The following is a 20191-nucleotide window of genomic DNA, read 5'->3' as shown; positions in this document are numbered from 1 at the left end:
TTTTGTTTTTAGTTTTTAGAAATAACTTCCTTTTAAATTTAGTCCGTCCGTTTCTGTAAAACCAAAGAGTAAGTTCATATTTTGCACGGCTTGACCAGAAGCACCCTTGATTAAATTATCAACGATACTAGTGATAAGCAATACGTCATTATGCTTATGAAGGTGAATAAAACAATGATTGGTGTTAATAACCTGCTTTAAGTGGACTTCTTTGGTTGAAACATGCGTGAACGGTTCCATAACATAATAATCTTGAAACAAATTCCAAGTTTCTTCCAAACCTTTTTCAAATTTCATATAGGATGTTACAAAAATACCTTTTGCAAAATCACCGCGCTGTGGCAATAAAAAAATGTTTGGTTGGTTGTTCTGAAGACTCTCAATACTTTGATTGATTTCTCCTAAATGTTGGTGTGTAAATGGTTTGTACCAAGATAAATTATCGTTCCTCCAACTAAAATGTGTAGAAGGTGATGGGACTACACCAGCACCGGTACTTCCTGTTGTAGCATTAGTATGAATAGATTCCGTTAAAAGTCCAGCCTTAGCCAAAGGCAATAGACCAAGTTGTATAGCTGTCGCAAAACATCCTGGATTCGCAATGTTTTGGGCATTTTTAATGGTCTCTTTTTGCAATTCCGGAAGTCCGTATTCGAAGGTTCTTCCACCATAACTTTTATCAGGTGTTAATCTGAAATCATTACTAAGGTCTATAATTTTTGTTTTTGCTGAGAACTCATGGGTATCCAAGAATTTCTTTGAATTCCCATGCCCAAGACATAAGAAAAGGACATCGATATCAGTGTTTATGGATCCGACAAATTTAAGGTCACAACTTCCTAACAGATCCTCATGTGTGAGTACAATAGGTTGATCAGCTTTGGTTGTGCTGTATACAAAATCGATCTCTACTTTGGGGTGGTTTAGCAGAAGACGAATTAATTCGCCTCCTGTATAACCTGAACCTCCTATAATTCCTGCTTTGATCATTTTTCTGAATTGTTTACGGATTGATGGATTCTAACGGCATTTGCGCTGAGCTTGATAAAGCCTTTGGCCTGTTCGGCGGTCCACCCTTTATTCATCTCACCGTAGCTACCGAATTTTGCGTTCATTAAATCATGAGCTGATTGTATTCCTTCTATAATAAAACGGTAAGGGTGAAGGCTCACAAAAACATCTCCGGTTACATTTTTTTGAGTGTCAGTTAGAAAAGTTTCAATATTTCGCATGACCTCATCTAGGTAGTTCCCCTCGTGAAGTAACATTCCGTACCAATTCGAAAGGTATTCTTTATGTTGTTGTTGCCATTTGGTCAACGCATGTTTTTCAAGGGTATGATGCGCCTTGATAATGATTAGTGGAGCAGCGGCTTCAAATCCAACTCTTCCTTTAATCCCAATAATGGTGTCACCCACATGGATGTCACGACCTATGGCAAATTGCGAAGCTATTGAATTAAGTTTTTCGATTAATGCTACAGGAGAATCGCTTTTTCCATCAATGGCGGTTAGCTCACCCTTGGTGAAGCTTAGTTTTAGCCTTTGAGTTCCCATGTTCGTCAGCTGGCTAGGATAGGCTTCGCTAGGAAGAGGTAGGTGAGAGGTAAGGGTTTCGTCCCCACCAACACTAGTACCCCAGAGTCCTTTGTTCACGGAATATTTAGCTTTTTCCCAAGACATATGGATGCCTTTACTCTTTAGATAATCAATCTCTTGTTGTCTTGAGAGTTGTTGATCACGAATAGGCGTGATGATTTCAATTTCCGGTGCTAGAATTTGGAAGATCATATCGAATCGAACTTGATCATTTCCGGCTCCTGTACTACCATGTGCAATGTAGCTAGCGCCATTTTCTTTGGCGTAATTTACGATTTCAATAGCCTGGACGATTCGTTCAGCACTTACTGAAAGCGGGTAGGTATTGTTTTTAAGTACATTTCCGAAGATTAGATATTTCACAACCTTGTTGTAAAAGTTCTCTACGGCATCAATGGACACGTAATTTTTGGCTCCTAAAGCAAGAGCCTTTTCTTTAATTTCTGCAATTTCTTCTTTAGAAAAACCTCCAGTGTTAACACTAACCGCGTGAACTTCATATCCTTGTTCAGAAAGTGATTTTGCGCAATAGGAAGTATCGAGCCCTCCGCTGTAAGCTAATACTAATTTTTTCATTTTTTGAATATTTTATCTAGTTTGTCTAGTTTGTCCTTTGATAGAAATAAGGATTCTTTAATACTTTTTAACCGTTTAAAGACTTTAGAGTCATAAGTGTGTTTATGCTGTGATTTTTTGTTCTTTTCCTTTTCAACAGGATCATACAGCATCCCTGTGCACAAGCACATTTTTCCTTCATTACGCATTAATATGTCGTAATTTCTACAGGTTTTACATCCGTTCCAAAAACTTGGATCATCTGTAAGTTCAGAAAAAGTTACAGGCTCATAACCCAAATCATAATTGATTTTCATTACTGCGAGTCCCGTAGTAATCCCAAAAATTTTAGCGTCCGGAAACTTTGTTCGACTGTGCTGAAATACTTTCTTTTTGATTTCAGTGGCTAAACCTTGTCCTCTAAAATCAGGATGGACAATTAGGCCAGAATTCGCGACAAATTTCCCATGCCCCCAAGTTTCGATATAGCAAAATCCGGCGAATTTATTGCCTTCGATGGCAATTACCGCATTCCCATTTTGAATTTTGGTGGTAATGTATTCAGGAGTTCTTTTAGCAATACCGGTCCCTCTTTGCTTAGCGGACTCGTCTATGGTATTACATATCTCCTTAGCATAATGAATATGCTTATCGTTTGCAATTAGTATTTGCATTCAATTACCTGATTAAAAATTAATGAAAATATAAAAATGGATTCTTTGAAGGGGAGTCGGACACACCTAACTCCAATAATATGATCGCACCCTTACGGGCGACGACGACGTGGAAAGCGAACTTGACGAACAGGTACCAAAGCAAATAACGGCGTTGTTGTGCTTAACGACGCTTTTGAAGTGGAACTATATTTTTGTTGTTCTGTTTGCATTGTGCAAAAATTCGTGTTGTATTAATTCTACACTGCAATATTAGGAATTATTATTAGATTAAAATGTGTATTCTTTGTTAAATTTGTAACATACTAATCTTAAGCCTAACCACAATATGCGTAGAACTGTTAAACAATTCAATATTTCCAATGTTGAGCTGTTTAAAACCCAGCTTTTAAAATGGTCGGAGCAATTTCAAGAGGTGGCCTGGTTGGATAGCAACCAGCACCAAGACACTAAAAGCAATTATGAGGCCATACTTGCTGTAGATGCATTTACAAGCATAAGGACTGATTATTTTCATGCCTTTAACGAACTGAAGGAGTACCAAATTGCCATGAAAGACTGGATATTCGGCTTTCTTACTTATGACCTAAAGAATGCAGTTGAGGATCTAAGTTCAAAAAATTTTGATGGCTTGAATTTGCCTGACCTTTATTTCTTTCAACCTAAAAAGTTGTTTTTAATAAATGGAACTGTTGTGGAATTCCACTACCTGGCTATGGTAGATGATGAACTTGATCTAGATTTTCAAGATATTGAATCCCAAGAGATTTCTTATCAACAAGCGTATCAGGGGAATCCACTTAAGATAAAACTTCGGATGCAAAAAGATCAGTACTTCGAGCATTTCCAAAAAATCATTGACCACATACATCGAGGTGATATATACGAGGTTAATTTTTGTCAAGAATTTTATGCCGAAGATTCGACTATAGATCCATTAAAAACATTCGTAAATCTCAATACCATATCCAAACCCCCGTTTGCGAGTTACTTCAAATTCGATGCGTATCATTTGTTATGTGCCTCTCCTGAACGGTTTTTGCAAAGACAGGGCAATAGCGTCATCTCACAACCCATTAAAGGGACTTCCAAAAGATCAAAGGATATAGCTGAGGATGCTATGTTAATCGAACATTTGAAAAACGATCCTAAAGAGTTGTCGGAGAATGTTATGATTGTTGATCTTGTTAGAAACGACCTTTCGAAAATTGCAGTAAAGGGTAGCGTTGAAGTTGAGGAATTATGTAAGGTCTACAGTTTTTTACAAGTACATCAGATGATTTCCACCATTGTCGCACAGGTGCCTGAGCAAACCAATTCAGTGGATTTAATAAAAAGTACTTTCCCTATGGGGAGTATGACTGGCGCACCGAAGTACACTGCTATGAAAATTATAGAAGAACAAGAAACATTCAAAAGAGGCTTGTACAGTGGTGCCGTGGGGTATATCACTCCCCAAGGAGATTTTGATTTCAATGTAATCATTAGAAGCATTTTATATAATTCTGAAAAAAGATATGTATCTTTCTCCGTCGGGAGCGCTATTACAGCAAAATCAATCCCTGAAAATGAATATGAGGAATGTCTTGTTAAGGCGAAAGCTATGCGGGATGTTCTTGAACATTAAACTGAAATCCAAATTTTATGAAACCTACGTTATTATTCTTTTCCCTCTGGGCTTGCCTAACTATTTCTGCACAAAACAACCCAGTGTTTCCGGGTTGGTATGCGGACCCCGAAGGTATTGTTTTTGATGACACCTATTGGATATATCCAACCTATTCAGCCGCCTATGAGGACCAGGTCTTTTTTGACGCATTTTCTTCACCGGATTTGGTGAATTGGACAAAGCACCCAAAGGTATTAGATACCTCTAGTGTTAAATGGGCAAATCGGGCAGTATGGGCACCTGCAATTGTTAAAAAAGATAAGAAATATTACCTCTTTTTTGGTGCGAATGATATTCAGAGTGATCAAGAAATAGGAGGTATAGGTGTTGCTATTGCTGATAAACCATCTGGCCCTTTTAAAGATTTAATAGGTAAGCCATTGGTTGGGAAATTTCACAATGGTGCTCAACCTATTGACCAATTTGTATTTCATGACAAAGATGGCCAATACTATTTGATCTATGGTGGTTGGGGCCACTGCAACATCGCCAAACTCAAGGATGATTTTACTGGCTTTGTGCCTTATGAGGATGGAACTGTGTTTAAGGAAATTACTCCTGAGGGCTATACAGAAGGACCATTTATGTTTATTAAAGATGGTAAATACTATTTTATGTGGTCTGAAGGGGGATGGACAGGTCCAGATTATAACGTGGCATATGCTATCGCGGATTCACCAATGGGGCCTTTTAAACGAATTGATAAAATACTTGAATTTACACCAGAGATTGCCACAGGTGCTGGTCATCACTCGGTTATTAAATATCCAAACGCTGAACAATACTATATCGTTTATCACAGAAGACCAAATGGGATTACTGCAAGGGATTCTCGAGAAACTTGTATCGAAAAAATGGAATTCGATGAAAATGGTTTTATTAAACCTGTAGAGATCACTACAGAAGGAGTTAAAGCACATCCTCTGATAAAATAATACACAATTCGGTAGGGCATCTACTTATGGTTTGCGATTTTAGAGCAGTGAACGATCTCTTTATTTTGTGAAATGGAATATCAAGGATATCATTTTTTTTGTCATAATAGACGACTTTTCGGCCAGTATTGGTATAACGAAAATCCTAAAGCGGCTATAGTTTTAGTACACGGTATGGGAGAACACAGTGGACGCTATTCAGGATCATTGGTTCCTGAGTTAGTAGATGCTGGGTTTGCAGTGTTTGGATACGATCTATTTGGTCATGGACACAGTGAGGGCAAAAGAGGCTGCTGTCCAAGTTACAAAGCCGTGCTAAACAGTCTTGAGGTAGTATGTCGCAAAAAGGCGGAGATCTTTCCGGAACTGGACTTGTTTTTATATGGTCATAGTCTAGGAGGAAATGTGGTATTGAACTTTACCATGACTAGATCGCTCCCATGTAAAGGCTTGATTATTTCAAGCCCATACTTAAAATTAGCTTTTGATCCACCAGCTTGGAAATTATATTTAGGACGACTGTGTCATTATTTATATCCTACGATAACCCTTCCCAGTGGTATAGACCCAAAGCTCATCTCTAGACTCGAAGAGGAAGTGGTGAAGTATAAAGATGATCCACTGGTACACAATAAAGTAAGCCCGGTCTATACGTTTCCAGTTATGGAAAGTGGCCATTGGATTATGCAAAATCCTGAAAAGCTTACGATAAAAACCCTGATGTTTCACGGAACTGGAGATTATATAACTAGCCACTGGGCAAGTAAAGCTTTTGCTAAACAGTCAACTCTGATTGATTTAAGGTTATATGATGGGGGCTATCATGAATTGCACAATGACCTAGAACGAGAAGATCTGTACAAAACTGTGATTGATTGGTTAAATGATCAAATCGGGTAGAAATAAGGCGATCAACTAAAAAGCGATAGGACCATGGAATTAAATCTTAATTCAGATTGGAAGGTTCATTTAAAAGGTGAATTTAAAAAGAACTATTTCAAGCAGTTACAACAATTTGTAGAAAAAGAATATGAAAGCAACACTTGTTACCCACCTGAGGAGCTCATATTTTCTGCATTGGATCATTGCAGCTTTGATCAGTGTAAGGTCGTTATTTTAGGTCAAGATCCTTATCATGGCCCCACTCAAGCAAACGGACTTTGCTTTTCAGTTTCCGATGGAACATCGCATCCTCCTTCACTGATCAATATTTTCAAAGAGTTAGGTACAGACGTTGATAAAACCTATCCTTTGAGTGGAAATCTGGAACATTGGGCTAAACAAGGAGTGTTGCTACTTAATGCTACCTTAACCGTTCGAGCAAGTCAAGCTGGGAGTCATCAAAACAAAGGTTGGGAGACTTTTACAGACCACCTTATCAAAACCATTTCCAAAGGCAAATCCGATGTGGTTTTTATGCTTTGGGGTGGTTATGCCAAGCGCAAAGTGAAACTTATAGATGCCGGAAAGCATCACATTCTGACTTCCGGCCATCCTTCTCCTTTAAGCGCTAATAGAGGGTATTGGTTTGGGAATAAACATTTTAGTCGCTGTAATGAAATCTTGAGTTCCAGAAAATTAAAGCCTATAGATTGGTGACAAGCTCATCAAAAGGAATCGTTTGATCTATGATGTTTAATGCTAACAATTGTTGCTGAACGTTTTTGATCATCATAGGTGTAATATTTTCCTGACTCCAACGAGTGATTGACATCCATTCTTGAACATCATCTATTTTTAGACCATAGCGATTAGACAACATTCGATCAATACTTGGAATGTCCTTAAAATCTGTGGTGTAGATGTTGATGACCTCTAGTATATGTTTTATGAGATTTGAATGTTTTTTAATGGCAGCATCACTTGCAGCTATTACAAAACATGGCCATGGGGTAGGGCAATCTGATATTCTTCTAAAAACGCCCTGGTCCACTAGTGGTTTAGTCATAAAATGTTCCCACATAAAATAATCAGCCGAACCATTACCGAGAGCGGTTACAGCACCATTGATGTCATTGACAACCTCAAAACTTAGATCTTTAGTGTCCCATCCTTGTTCATTGGCGTTGATGTAGGCCATTAGATGGCTACCACTTCCAAATCTAGAAATAGCGGCTTTGGCTCCTTTTAGGTCTTGAAGTCCCATAAAAGAAGAACTCGCATCCACGTGTATTCCCCAATACAAAGGAGAATCTACAAACTTTTGAACTATTTTTACGTTATTTCCAGCAACAATGTCTTTTACAATACCTTCAGTAAGTAGTACTGCAAGATCTGTTTCATCATCGCGAAGAAGTTGACACATTTTACCGGTGCCCTCAGGAACGTCAGTCCATTGTAATTCAATACCCCTATCTTCAAAGGCATTATCGTCAATAGCCAAATGCCAAGGCAGGTTAAAATGTTCAGGGACTCCAGAAATTCTTATTTTTTTCATAGTTCGTGTTCAAAGAATATTTGAAAATAAAAATAGACAATTAATTAAAGTCGGTTGGCTGTGGTGGTATTAAATTTTAGAAATTTTATGCAAGGCGAAAACAATCAATTTTTTCATGGCTAATTTTGGATCTTCAGACACAGTGCCATTGGCTCTATTGGCTACGACACTGTTTAGAGAAACTGCCTTATGCCCCAATAGCTTTGAAAGGCCATAGATTCCAGAAGTTTCCATTTCTAAATTTGTAATTTTTTGACCCTTATGATGAAATGAACTAAGACTGTCAATTAGTGCTGAGTTATTTAACGGCAGACGTAAAACCCTAGATTGCGGCCCGTAAAATCCAACATTTGTGGCTGTGATGCCTAGGTGTAAATCAGCATCCTTAAAAATCGCTAATAACTCCTTGTCGGCAGTAATTATGTAGGGCTTAGGATGAGTAGAAGGCCAGTTTATTTGTGCAGAGAATGCATCTTGAAAGTCATGCTCTTGTACTGCTTCACTCTGATAATAGTGTAATAAACCGTCTAAGCCTATGGCGTAATTATTGGCCAACATACTATCGACCTTTAATTCATTTTGAATGGATCCAGTGGTGCCTATACGAATTATGTTTAAGGAAGTCTTATTCTTCTTTACAGTTCGTGTATTAAAATCAATATTGACCAAGGCATCCAGTTCATTGAGTACGATATCGATATTATCAGTACCAATACCCGTAGAGATTACACTAAGTCGTTTACCATTGCACCATCCAGTGTGGGTAATGAACTCGCGTTTCCCTTTTCGAACTTCTACGCTTTCAAAATGTTTAGAAACCTCTGATACACGATCTGGGTCACCTACAGTAATAACCGTAGGTGCTAGTTCTTCAGGGACTAAATTTAAATGATAAATACTGCCGTCTCCGTTAAGGATAAGCTCAGATGCATCAAGGGTTGTCATTTATAATTTAAGCAATTGTGCAGAATCTTCAACGAATAAGTACGAGTATTTAGGAGTTCCTCCCAAAAATTCATTTTCGTTTCTTATATGCGGATAGTAATTCTCAAGTTTTTCTGCCACTGCTACACCAGTTTTAGTAAGTTTAGTTGGTGTAAATGAACGAAATAAGGGTCTTAGTTTAGAAGCTATTTTATAATACTGTATGTCTCCGAATCCATAAAATCCAGGATCTTCAAGCATAGCTTCAACCAATAAGTCTTTGTTTTTTATATTTTGGTGTAATGCCTTGTTAAGCATTTTGTTTTCCAATTCGTTCAGGCCATTTTTTAAACTTGGGAATCGGTGTAGGTGTGTTTGAATAACTTTGGAGAGGTATTGCAGTTGACTATTGTTTTGTTTGATAGCAGCCTGTATGCGGATGGGACTGTTTTCGCAGTATAGTTGCCAAATATAATCTCCAAATTCAATATCGTCCTTATTCAGTAGAAGTTTATTTTGATATAGCGCTTCAAGTGCTGGTTTGTCTAAAGTCGATAGAGGAGCAGTGTGGTGCGTTTCATTTTCATTGGCAGAACCTATAAAATATATATTTGCATTAGTTCTGTTTTTCTTTATCCAACTCAGCACAGCAATCATGTTAATCTGACAAAAAAGATCTTTGTTAAACCAAAGCACAATATCTTCTTGGGATTTTTGATTACACAGATTTCGATACTCCTTTAGTGTTTTATTAATAAAAGTATCTTTTGTTACCTTATAGGCTCGGTTTAAGTATTCATACCGTTGTCGCCAAAAGGTTTCACTACCGACCTCGTGGGTGGTTTTACCTTCGCAAAGCATCTCACGCCAGGTAATGATGTCGCCGGGAATGCCTAGCGTCCTCAAAACCTCGGTAAAGCCGTCTCCGTTTGTAATATGCAGTGTTTTAGCCATTTAATTTATAGATTTGGAAGAAACAATTGGTTTATTAAAGGGTAAATGTATAAATTATGTAATGAATTACCATAATTTTTGATGTTAATTTAAATCTGAAAGAAATTAACAACTAACCCCCTACACGTTTGACTTTGAACCCTTTTTCTTGTAGGATCGCCATGATTTGATCACGATAATCTCCTTGAATTATTATAGATTCCTTCTTAAATGACCCGCCAACACTCAGTTTAGTTTTTAGCTCTTTTGCGAGGATTTTAAAATCTTTATCGGCACCATTATAACCATCAATAATGGTAATAGGTTTTCCTTTTCTCTTTTCGTACTTACAGAGTAGGGGTTCTTCTTGAAGCCAAATCGAATCCTCCGATGGTTCTACTTGAGGTTCTTGTTCAAATTCATGCTCAGGAAATAAATTCTTTAATTGATCTTGTAAGTCCATTGTTACTAATTTCAGCTATTTCTATTATGCTATTTTGTTTTAGGCCTTAATAAGTCCAAGTTCTATTAATCGCTGATGTAAAAACTCACCTGCTGTAATATCTTCGTATAATTTTGGATGGTTTTCATCCACACAGTTTTCTAGTACATTAAGTGGCATATTACTTATCGGGTGCATGAAAAAAGGAATGGAATAACGTGAGGTGTTCCACAATTCTCTTGGAGGGTTGATTACCTGATGAATGGTTGATTTTAATTTGTTATTCGTTAAACGCGATAACATGTCACCTACATTAATCATGAGTTCATCATCTTGTGCTATTGCATCGATCCACTGTCCATCATGATTTTGAACTTGTAAGCCTTTCCCTTGGGCTCCCATGAGCAAGGTAATAAGGTTAATGTCCCCATGTGCCGCTGCTCTAACTGCTGCCTTTGGCTCTTCCTTAATTGGTGGGTAGTGAATAGGTCTTAAAATGGAATTACCATTAGTGATGAATTTATCAAAGTAAGTCTCTTCAAGGTCTAAATGTAAAGCCAATGCTCTAAGTACATATTTGGCTGTCTTTTCCAATTGTTTATATGCTTCCTTTCCAGAGGTGTTAAATTCTGGAACCTCTTTAACCATGACATTGTCTGGATACTCTGCTTCTAATTTTGTATTGTTCTCCACATATTGTCCAAAATGCCAGAATTCCTTTAAGTCTCCTTCCTTTCTACCTTTAGCATGTTCTTTCCCAAAGGAGGTATAGCCTCTTTGGCCCCCAATTCCTGGAATTTCATATTGATCTTTAACCTTCTGTGGTTGGTCAAAGAAATCTTTTATTGCTCCGTATAAATTCTTGATTAAGCTATCAGATAAAAAATGCCCTTTTAATGCTACAAAACCGATCTCTTCGTATGCTTTACCAATTTCATCAATAAATTTTTGCTTTCTCTTCGGATCCTCTGATATAAAATCAGTAAGATCAACACTAGGTATCTTGTTCATCTTTTCGTATTTTACACTAATGGTTACATCTAACAAATGTAAGGATTTCTGAAAAGGAAAGGGTAACTTTTTAATTGCTTTGTTTTTATGTAAAAAAAATCAAAATTCTATTATTTTTTCTACATTTGATGAAAATGCAATCCATGGAACACCCATTAATTTCCAATGTGATGGTTTTTGATAACCGCCTTATTTCTAGTGAAACACAATTGGAGTTGTATAAGAACATGCTCACCTCTAGGATGATTGAGGAAAAGATGTTAGTCCTACTAAGACAGGGTAAAATTTCAAAATGGTTTAGTGGTATTGGTCAGGAAGCAATCTCAGTAGGGGTTACAGCTGCCCTAGAACAAGATGAGTATATACTTCCCATGCACCGCAATTTAGGTGTATTTACCACTAGAAAAATTCCGCTTTATAGACTCTTTGGACAATGGCAAGGTAAAGGTATCGGCTTTACTAAGGGAAGGGATCGAAGTTTTCATTTTGGAACCCACCAACACCATATTGTCGGAATGATTTCACATCTGGGACCACAACTGGGAGTAGCCGATGGAATCGGTTTAGGTTATTTATTAAAGAGAGAGTCCAAGGTTTGTGCCGTTTTTAGTGGAGAAGGAGGGACTAGTGAAGGTGATTTTCACGAGGCATTAAACATAGCCTCAGTTTGGTCCTTACCTGTGTTGTTTTGTATTGAAAATAACGGTTATGGATTGTCTACCCCAACTGAAGAACAATTCAACTGTGAACATATTGCAGATAAAGGGAAGGGGTATGGTATGGAATCACATATTATTGATGGGAATAACATCCTTGAAGTGTATTCTAAAGTAAGCAGTATAGCCAAGAGTGTACGTGAAAATCCACGACCTGTACTTTTAGAGTTTAAAACCTTCCGAATGCGAGGGCATGAGGAGGCAAGCGGAACCAAGTATGTTCCTAAGGCCTTGTTAGAACAATGGAAAAGAAAGGATCCGGTACTAAACTTCGAAGCATTTTTAAATGACGAAGGAGTTCTCGGATCCCAACAGGTGAATATCATAAAAGAAAATATTACTAGAGAGATTGAGCAGGGTCTAAATAGAGCATTCAGCGAGCAGGAATTAGAGAGTAGCATCCAAGAAGAGCTTCAGGACGTATATAAAGGACATCAACATTCCGAGGTGCTTCCAGGAGAAGAAACAGAGAATATGCGTCTGGTGGATGCGATTTCTGATGGTTTAAGAGAAGGTATGCGGAAATTTGAAGATCTAGTAATTATGGGACAGGATGTCGCAGAATACGGTGGTGTGTTTAAGGTTACGCAAGGCTTTGTAGAGGAATTCTCCAAAAAGCGTGTTCGCAACACGCCAATATGTGAGTCTGGAATTGTTTCAACAGCAATGGGGCTTGCCATACAAAATTTCAAAACCGTTGTAGAAATGCAATTTGCAGACTTTGTCAGTAGTGGATTTAATCCTATTGTAAACTATCTGGCCAAGTCACATTATCGCTGGGGGCAGCAAGCCGATGTGGTTATTCGAATGCCATGCGGAGCTGGTGTGGGTGCCGGACCATTTCATTCACAAACAAACGAAGCTTGGTTTTTAAAAACCCCTGGATTAAAGGTTCTATATCCGGCTTTCCCCATGGACGCCAAGGGGCTGTTAATCAGTGCTATAGAAGATCCGAATCCTGTATTATTTTTCGAACATAAAGCCTTATATAGAACGCAATATCAAGACGTTCCATTAGGATATTACAATACACCAATTGGCGAAGCAGCCCTATTAAAATCAGGTGATACAGTTAGTATTGTTACTTATGGAGCTGCCGTCCACTGGGCGGTCGAAGTAATCGATGAGCTTCATATCGATGCCGAACTTATTGATTTAAGGACTCTTATGCCGCTTGATGAACAAACTATATATAGCTCTGTGAAAAAGACAGGAAAATTACTTATCTTGCATGAGGATACGCTGTTCTGTGGACTGGCAAGCGAGATAGCTGCCTTAGTCATGGAACATTGTTTTGAGTACTTAGATGCCCCAGTAATTCGAGTGGGCAGCATCGAAACCCCCATACCTTTCGCTAAATCCCTAGAAAAAAATTACCTGCCTAAAACCAGGCTTAGAGAGGAATTGTTAAAACTAATAGAATATTAACAGTTTATTGTAATAAAATTATTATTAATTTAAAAGGTGGCTCTTGATTTACTTGGAATATTTAGTAATTTTGACCCCAAAAATCAGTTTAATTAAAACTATTTAATTATGAAGAAAAAAGCATATTTGTTATTATTGGTAGTTGCAGTGGTAGCGTCATCCTGTGGGTTAAGTAAAGCCAATAGGGATTCTCGAAAAACATTAAACGGGACTTGGGAATTAAGCCATATTGATTATCAGAACAATGAAGGGTACTTCAAATCATTATTATTTAATGATGTAGCCTCAAAATGTTTCAGAGGAAGCGAATGGTTCTTCCGCTCTAATAATAGCACTGGCTATTATAACATCATTGATCCGGGTGATTGTGCACCAGGTCAACGATTTATTCGTTGGTCAGTTCAAGATGATGCTAATGGGAATCCATATAAATTTCAATTTAAATTTATTGATGAAAAGAAAAAGGATATTAGCGGAGGCTTTGGCTATGTCTTTGATATAAGAAGTTTAAGCGAAAACCAAATGGTAATAAGTTCTGTAGCGGATGTAGACGGTGAAAGTATCACAGTAGTATATCAGTTCAACAGAATTAGTATGTAAATTAAAATAAATACAATTAAATAAGAATCTTATGAAAAGAACAGTGTATAAGGGAAGTTTAATCTTCGCATCTGTATTATTAATGTTCAGTTGTGAAGCAATAAAAAACTCAAATAGTAGTCAAAGAGGTACCGCTATTGGTGCTGGATCCGGAGCCGTAATTGGTGGAGTGATCGGAAACAATGTCGGTGATGGAAACAATACCGTTCTTGGAGCTATTATTGGTGCCGCTGTAGGTGGGGTTGTTGGAAATAGAATTGGTAATAAAATGGATCGTAATGCTGAGGCAATTGAAGAGGCAGTTCCAGGTGCGGAAGTTACAAGAATTGGTGAAGGTATCAATGTAACCTTTGATGAGAATAGTGGTGTTAAATTTAAAATCAATTCCGCTGAAATCTCTCCTGAAGGTAAGGCAACCTTAACCAAAATGGCAGAAGTATTTAGAGAATATGAGGATACCAATGTTCTAATTGAAGGGCATACAGATACATCAGGTGCTGATGATTACAACTATTCATTATCTGAAAAAAGAGCTAAATCTGTTCGTGATTTCTTATCTGTTAATGGTGTGTCTACTTCTAGAATGACTACCAAATGGTACGGTGAAACACAACCAAAATATGATAACGCGACAGCTGATGGTCGTATTAAAAACAGAAGGGTTGAGCTCGGAATTGTAGCCAATCAAGAAATGATACAAGATGCTAAAGCACAACAATAAGCTTGGTTAAAAAGTATTGTTTTTAGTATTTCTAAATGCTAAAAAATAAGGTCTGACTTAAAAATCAGACCTTATTTTTTTGGGTACTAGATGACTAATTAGCCTTTAGCTTGCCTTTCTTTTTTTCTAACTGACGTTCTAAATCATTTGCGGCTTCTTGGATAGACATCTCGAATTTTTCATGTGAAGCTTCCGAAAATAATAGTGAGCCGGGAACTCGTAATTTTATTTTACAAATTTTTCCATCCTCTCTGGTGGAGCTTCGTTCATTTTGAAAAAAAACATCGAAACGGACGATAAAATCATACTTATCTTCCAGTTTGTCTAATCTTTTCTTAACCAGTTGTTCCAGACGGGAACTAGCGGAAACACCATCGTATTCAAAGTTTATTTGCATAGTACATATGTTTGTACTAAAAATATGAAAATTTTCTGTATGATCTATGAAACTGCGTTAGTTTTAATAGCAATTTAAGAACTCGGTTAAGTTCGTTTAGGATTCAGCTAAGAGCTCTGGAGTTATATTTTTTTAGAGGTTATGGTAATAGCAGCAAGCAATTCTTTATAATTCATGGATTTTAGATCCTCATCGGCATAAAATGAGCTAAGTTTATCCTCGTTAAAATGATAAAGATCCCAACGTTTGTTATGGTACTCCAAAGCGGTTAAATTTTCGATCCAATCTCCGGAATTTAAATACAAACAGGTCCCATTCTTATTTACCTTTCTAAGCATCTGTGGTTGATGTATATGGCCGCATATTACATATTTATAGCCATTTTCAATAGCAAGGTCTGCAGCGACGCTTTCAAAATCATCAATATACTTTATCGCCTTTTTTACGCCGTTCTTTATTTGTTTGGAAAGGGAATATTTTTCCCTTCCCATTTTGATTAATACCCAATTGATCACTCTATTGAGTAGTATCAAGAAATCGTATCCCCAGCCTCCCAATTTGGCGATCCACTTGGTGTGTTGAATAGAAACATCGAAGACATCTCCATGAAATATCCATGCCTTCTTCCCATCTAGGTTCATGATCAACTTATTGAGGATATGTATGTTCCCCATGCTCACGTCGCTAAATTTTCGGAGCATTTCATCATGGTTTCCAGTTATGTAATATACCTCTGTCCCTTTGGTGGACAAATCAATAATCTTTTTGATAACTTGAAGATGTGTCTTTGGAAAGTAACGTTTTCTAAAATGCCAAATATCGATGATATCACCATTTAGAATTAATTTTTCTGGCGAGATGCTATTCAGATAGGAGAGTAGTTCCCCTGCATGGCAACCAAAGGTTCCCAAATGGACATCTGAAATGACTACGACTTCTAATTTACGTTTTCTCAAAAGATAATTTTTATAGTGTAAATGAAAGAACTAAAACTCAGAAGTATATTTTTAAAAAATTAAGTATACATCATATTATTGTTAAGCCAGTTAGGGTACCTTATTTAAGGTGACTTTTACTTTTACTACGATCAAAATAATTTGTTTGTATACTAAAGGTCTATAACAAAATGAGTTAAGTTTATTATGCTGTATATAGGCTGCCTCCTGTGTTGGAGATATTAATGTCGTAATTGAACCGAGTATCGGAATTTTAATTCATAGGTGTTAGTGATTTTTATAGGATTAACTACTGGGGAATGAGAAAATTAATTTTTGTATCTCTTTATTAAAAATTACATTTGTCAAAATCATAAAATTCATGGCAGGAAATTCCTTCGGAAATCTTTTTAGTTTAACCACATTTGGTGAATCACACGGGCCAGCATTAGGTGGTGTAATTGATGGATGCCCAGCGGGTATTCAACTTGATCTCGATAAAATCCAATTAGATTTGGATAGAAGAAAACCTGGGCAATCAGCTATAGTGACACAGCGGAAAGAGCCAGATGAAGTCCGATTTCTATCGGGTCTGTTCGAAGGTAAAACTACAGGTACGCCCATTGGTTTTATAATAGAGAATACAGACCAAAAATCGCATGATTACTCTCATATCAAGGATAGTTTCCGACCTTCTCATGCGGATTATGTATACAATCAAAAATACGGTTTTAGGGATTATAGAGGAGGAGGACGTAGTTCTGCAAGAGAAACTGCTAGTAGAGTAGTGGCTGGAGCAATCGCCAAACAGTTCCTAAAAGATATAAAAATACGAGCCTTTGTTTCTTCTGTAGGACATATTACTTTGGACAAGCCGTATACTTCCTTAGATATCGATTTGGCAGAACAGAATATTGTTCGTTGTCCTGATCCTCAAAAAGCAAAACAAATGGAGGCCTTTATCAAAGAGGTTAGGAAAGACGGGGATACCGTCGGAGGAACAGTTACTTGTGTTATTGAAAATGTGCCTGTCGGCCTTGGTGAACCTGCATTTGAAAAACTACATGCCGAATTAGGTAAGGCGATGCTTTCCATCAATGCGGTAAAAGGATTTGAATACGGCAGTGGATTTTCCGGTACCGTCATGAGAGGTAGTGAGCATAATGATCTTTACAATCCTGATGGGACGACTATAACCAATAATTCTGGAGGAATTCAGGGTGGTATCAGTAACGGAATGGACATTTATTTCAAAGTAGCCTTTAAGCCCGTTGCAACTATCATGAAAGCGCAACCCACTATTGATAATGAAGGAAATGCTGTGGAAATGCATGGTAAAGGAAGGCACGACCCTTGTGTAGTACCAAGAGCGGTGCCTATAGTGGAAGCAATGGCAGCACTAGTATTAGCAGACTACAAACTCATAAATCAAGCAAGAAATCACAATGAAATTTAAGGATCTATAAAAACATTTATTATTACAACAGCTAATTTATCTAACTAAACACATTTTAAGTGAAAAAAATCGCACTACACTGGCAAATCGTCATAGGATTAGTACTGGGTATCGTTTGGGCTCTTCTCTCTAGCACACTGGGTTGGAGCCAATTCACCATTGATTGGATTGCTCCATTTGGTACCATTTTTATAAACCTACTAAAACTCATTGCAGTGCCATTGGTGCTATTTTCAATTATAAATGGTGTCGCTGGGATTGGAGATCCTGCCAACTTGGGAAGGATGGGTGCAAAAACACTTTTGGCTTATTTGCTAACAACAATTTTTGCGGTTGGATTAGGGCTTTTGCTGGTGAATATTATTAAACCAGGAGAGCTCATAGATCAACAAAGTAGAATTGATAATCGGATTGCCTATGAGTTGTGGGCAGAAGGTGAAGATTTACAAATCAAAGATGGTATTAACTACTTACATGATCCGAAATTTAAGGAACGCGCTTTAGAGATTACAAATCTTACCAAATCAGAATTAGAAGATGCCACGGTTAGTGAAAAAATGCAAGAGGCTGATAAAACTAAAGGAGCTGGACCATTAAAGCCGTTAGTTGATATTATACCATCTAATATTTTTAAGTCCTTAGGTGATAATGGACTGATGCTTCAGGTAATTTTCTTTGCAATATTCTTTGGTATAGCACTTCTGTTTATTCCAAATGAAAAATCAGAACCGGTTACAAAATTTGTTGATGGCGTAATGGAGGTTTTTTTAAAGATGGTCGATCTGATTATGAAGGCTGCGCCGTTTTTTGTTTTTGCGTTACTTGCAGGAGTAGTAAGTACAATGGCAGGGAATGATGTCGGTAAAGTTGTTGAGATATTTAAAGGGTTGAGCTGGTACTCTCTTACGGTAGCTTTAGGTTTGATGCTGATGATTCTCGTGGTGTATCCTCTCTTTATGAAGCTTTTCGTTAAAGTTGTACCATATTTTGATTTATTTAAAGCTATTGGACCTGCACAAACCCTGGCATTTTCAACCTCAAGTAGTGCAGCCACTTTGCCTGTAACTTTGGAATGTGTTGAAGATAATTTAAAAGTAGACAAAAAAATAACAAGCTTTGTATTGCCAATAGGTGCCACGGTAAATATGGATGGTACCTGTCTTTATCAAAGTGTTGCAGTGGTGTTTTTGGCTCAACTTCACATGATAGATCTTACTTTAGGGCAACAATTAACCATTGTGCTTACGGCAACTTTAGCCTCTATAGGATCTGCTGCGGTGCCTAGTGCAGGTCTAGTCATGCTTATCATTGTACTGCAATCCGTTGGTTTAAATCCAGCGTGGATTGCTATTATTATACCTGTGGATCGAATTTTAGATATGATGAGAACTGTCGTAAATGTGACAGGGGATGTTACGGTGTGTTCAGTTATTGCGAAAAGTGAGAAAATGATGTATTATGATCAGGAGGAACCTAAAGAAGTTGTTGAATCTTAGTTAAATTAGTGCAAATGAAGAATGCATTAATAGATCAATATAAGGGATTGTTTGCTATTGATAGGAATTTAGATCGCTTAAATAAGGGCATTGAATTACTCACCTATCTGAATCCGTTAAACTCAGAGAAAGAGAAGCAGAAGTTTTATGCTTCAAAGTTTACAGAAGGTCCGAAGTTCAGATATCCGAAACGCAATTTTAATGCCTTTAAATTACAGCAAGGACTGTTTTTAAACAATCTTGAAGAAATTCAAGATGACGATATAAGGGCGCTGTACCAAAGCATAATCTATTATTATTCTAATGTGTTACAGTGTTCAGATGTTATAGGGGAGAAAAGGAAATTCTTTTACAATAGCCTTCGGCTTTATGGCGCACCCAAGGAAAGGGATGTCCAGAACGCAAAGTTTATTATACACTTTAAAAATCATCACCAGGAGGATCCAAAAATATACTCAGCTAATGATGCCATTGCTTATTTTGAAAAATTCGTCAAGGGTTATGATTTTCAGATGAACATTAAGTTGTCAAACAGTATCGCCGCCGATGCGATGGTTTCCAATAAATTACAGACACTTTTTGTTAAAAAGAATGCTCGATTTAGTTCGAACCAACTTAAAACCCTTGCAAACCATGAAATTGGGGTTCATATGGTGACAACTTTTAACGGAATAAACCAACCATTGAAGATTTTCTCCAATGGATTTCCTAAAAATGTTGAAACTCAGGAGGGTTTGGCAGTATTTAGCGAGTATATGAGTGGGGCATTGACACTTGATCGTTTAAAGACATTGGCGTATAGGGTTATTGCAGCAGATTCGCTGACAGATGGTTACGACTTCGCAGATACCTTTGATTTATTACACAACCAATATAAACTCGATAGAGATAAAGCCTATATCATTACCCTACGCGTCCATAGAGGAGGAGGATTCACCAAAGATTTTCTGTACTTGACCGGGCTTAAAAAGGTGTATGACTATTATATAAAGCACCAAGACCTATCCGTGTTTTTAACCGGCAAGGTTTCTTTGGAACACCAGAGCAGTATAATGCGGATGCTAGATTTAGGGTTGGTTCATAATCCAATTCATCTTACCCAGTCCTATAATCACAATTACAACACTAATAAAACTATTGACTTTATTCTAGAAAATTTAAGGTAATTCTCGACTTAAATTTTTGAGCTGGTTTCACATACAAAAACCATCCTTACACAACAAAAAGTTTTCTTTCAAATACTTTACAAATATGTTTGTATTAG

20 protein-coding genes are annotated in these 20191 nt (G+C 37.3%); 10 read left to right on the top strand and 10 right to left on the bottom strand.

Going from position 1 to position 20191, the window contains the following annotated elements; all coding sequences use genetic code 11:
• Window positions 1-15: 15 nt before the first annotated feature.
• The 3 genes from argC to ACN0TV_RS10365 are packed head-to-tail and all read right to left on the bottom strand — an operon-like array spanning window position 16 to window position 2827.
• Window positions 16-990, bottom strand: coding sequence for an N-acetyl-gamma-glutamyl-phosphate reductase (gene argC, locus ACN0TV_RS10375; RefSeq protein WP_417362764.1), 975 nt, complete (start codon window positions 988-990; stop codon window positions 16-18).
• Window positions 987-2174 carry an argininosuccinate synthase gene (gene argG, locus ACN0TV_RS10370; protein WP_417362762.1) on the bottom strand — a complete coding sequence of 396 codons (1188 nt, stop codon included), beginning with the start codon at window positions 2172-2174 and terminating at the stop codon, window positions 987-989. Before argG ends, argC begins: the two co-directional genes overlap by 4 nt.
• A complete protein-coding gene (locus ACN0TV_RS10365) occupies window positions 2171-2827 on the bottom strand; it encodes a GNAT family N-acetyltransferase (protein WP_417362760.1) in 657 nt (218 codons plus the stop codon). The genes argG and ACN0TV_RS10365 overlap by 4 nt, the downstream gene beginning before the upstream one ends.
• A 328-nt stretch (window positions 2828-3155) precedes the next feature.
• Here ACN0TV_RS10365 and ACN0TV_RS10360 point away from each other — a divergent pair, with 328 nt between their 5' ends.
• The 4 genes from ACN0TV_RS10360 to ACN0TV_RS10345 all read left to right on the top strand — a co-directional run bounded on the left by ACN0TV_RS10360 (window position 3156) and on the right by ACN0TV_RS10345 (window position 7030).
• Window positions 3156-4454, top strand: coding sequence for an anthranilate synthase component I family protein (locus ACN0TV_RS10360; RefSeq protein WP_417362758.1), 1299 nt, complete (start codon window positions 3156-3158; stop codon window positions 4452-4454).
• A gap of 17 nt (window positions 4455-4471) precedes the next feature.
• The gene (locus ACN0TV_RS10355) at window positions 4472-5431 is read left to right on the top strand and encodes a glycoside hydrolase family 43 protein (protein WP_417362756.1); all 960 of its coding nucleotides are present in this window, start codon (window positions 4472-4474) and stop codon (window positions 5429-5431) included.
• Between the two features lie 72 nt (window positions 5432-5503).
• On the top strand, window positions 5504-6331 hold the full coding sequence (locus ACN0TV_RS10350; RefSeq protein WP_417362754.1) for a lysophospholipase: 828 nt from the start codon (window positions 5504-5506) through the stop codon (window positions 6329-6331).
• 33 nt (window positions 6332-6364) lie between these two features.
• Window positions 6365-7030 (top strand): uracil-DNA glycosylase, encoded by a 666-nt coding sequence (locus tag ACN0TV_RS10345; RefSeq protein WP_417362752.1) that lies wholly within the window; start codon window positions 6365-6367, stop codon window positions 7028-7030.
• Here the strand turns inward: ACN0TV_RS10345 and ACN0TV_RS10340 are convergent.
• From ACN0TV_RS10340 to ACN0TV_RS10320, 5 genes are all read right to left on the bottom strand, one after another.
• Entirely contained in the window at window positions 7017-7868 is an 852-nt protein-coding gene (locus ACN0TV_RS10340; protein WP_417362750.1) for a substrate-binding domain-containing protein, read from the bottom strand. The two genes, ACN0TV_RS10345 and ACN0TV_RS10340, sit on opposite strands and share 14 nt — an antisense overlap.
• 69 nt (window positions 7869-7937) lie before the next feature.
• A complete protein-coding gene (locus ACN0TV_RS10335; RefSeq protein ID WP_417362748.1) occupies window positions 7938-8813 on the bottom strand; it encodes a nucleoside phosphorylase in 876 nt (291 codons plus the stop codon).
• On the bottom strand, window positions 8814-9746 hold the full coding sequence (locus ACN0TV_RS10330) for a DUF1835 domain-containing protein (RefSeq protein ID WP_417362746.1): 933 nt from the start codon (window positions 9744-9746) through the stop codon (window positions 8814-8816).
• 112 nt (window positions 9747-9858) lie between these two features.
• Window positions 9859-10188 (bottom strand): translation initiation factor, encoded by a 330-nt coding sequence (locus ACN0TV_RS10325; protein ID WP_417362744.1) that lies wholly within the window; start codon window positions 10186-10188, stop codon window positions 9859-9861.
• 39 nt (window positions 10189-10227) lie between these two features.
• Window positions 10228-11178, bottom strand: coding sequence for an isopenicillin N synthase family dioxygenase (locus tag ACN0TV_RS10320; RefSeq protein ID WP_417362742.1), 951 nt, complete (start codon window positions 11176-11178; stop codon window positions 10228-10230).
• 170 nt (window positions 11179-11348) lie between these two features.
• Here ACN0TV_RS10320 and ACN0TV_RS10315 point away from each other — a divergent pair, with 170 nt between their 5' ends.
• From ACN0TV_RS10315 to ACN0TV_RS10305, 3 genes are all read left to right on the top strand, one after another.
• The gene (locus tag ACN0TV_RS10315) at window positions 11349-13322 is read left to right on the top strand and encodes an alpha-ketoacid dehydrogenase subunit alpha/beta (RefSeq protein WP_417362987.1); all 1974 of its coding nucleotides are present in this window, start codon (window positions 11349-11351) and stop codon (window positions 13320-13322) included.
• 108 nt (window positions 13323-13430) lie between these two features.
• Complete coding sequence (locus tag ACN0TV_RS10310; RefSeq protein WP_417362741.1) at window positions 13431-13922, top strand: lipocalin family protein; 492 nt, start codon at window positions 13431-13433, stop codon at window positions 13920-13922.
• A gap of 31 nt (window positions 13923-13953) precedes the next feature.
• Complete coding sequence (locus ACN0TV_RS10305) at window positions 13954-14643, top strand: OmpA family protein (protein WP_417362739.1); 690 nt, start codon at window positions 13954-13956, stop codon at window positions 14641-14643.
• Window positions 14644-14737: 94 nt separating this feature from the next.
• On the opposite strand, the gene hpf is transcribed toward ACN0TV_RS10305, so the two are convergent.
• Together hpf and ACN0TV_RS10295 are read right to left on the bottom strand one after the other, a co-directional pair.
• Window positions 14738-15040 carry a ribosome hibernation-promoting factor, HPF/YfiA family gene (hpf, locus tag ACN0TV_RS10300; protein WP_417362737.1) on the bottom strand — a complete coding sequence of 101 codons (303 nt, stop codon included), beginning with the start codon at window positions 15038-15040 and terminating at the stop codon, window positions 14738-14740.
• A gap of 122 nt (window positions 15041-15162) precedes the next feature.
• On the bottom strand, window positions 15163-15996 hold the full coding sequence (locus ACN0TV_RS10295; protein WP_417362736.1) for a UDP-2,3-diacylglucosamine diphosphatase: 834 nt from the start codon (window positions 15994-15996) through the stop codon (window positions 15163-15165).
• A 361-nt stretch (window positions 15997-16357) separates the two neighbouring features.
• On the opposite strand from ACN0TV_RS10295, the gene aroC reads away from it, so the two are divergent.
• From aroC to ACN0TV_RS10280, 3 genes are read left to right on the top strand one after another with little or no spacing between them, the layout of a single operon-like run.
• Entirely contained in the window at window positions 16358-17431 is a 1074-nt protein-coding gene (gene aroC, locus ACN0TV_RS10290) for a chorismate synthase (RefSeq protein WP_417362734.1), read from the top strand.
• A gap of 59 nt (window positions 17432-17490) precedes the next feature.
• Entirely contained in the window at window positions 17491-18927 is a 1437-nt protein-coding gene (locus tag ACN0TV_RS10285) for a dicarboxylate/amino acid:cation symporter (RefSeq protein WP_417362732.1), read from the top strand.
• 14 nt (window positions 18928-18941) lie between these two features.
• On the top strand, window positions 18942-20093 hold the full coding sequence (locus ACN0TV_RS10280; protein WP_417362730.1) for a flavohemoglobin expression-modulating QEGLA motif protein: 1152 nt from the start codon (window positions 18942-18944) through the stop codon (window positions 20091-20093).
• The last annotated feature ends 98 nt before the right edge of the window (window positions 20094-20191 follow it).

Origin of the sequence: Galbibacter sp., assembly GCF_048266365.1 — a bacterium.
Taxonomy (GTDB): Bacteria; Bacteroidota; Bacteroidia; order Flavobacteriales; family Flavobacteriaceae; genus Galbibacter.
Note: the sequence above shows the minus strand (reverse complement) of the source record. Positions and strands in the feature narration are given on the sequence as shown.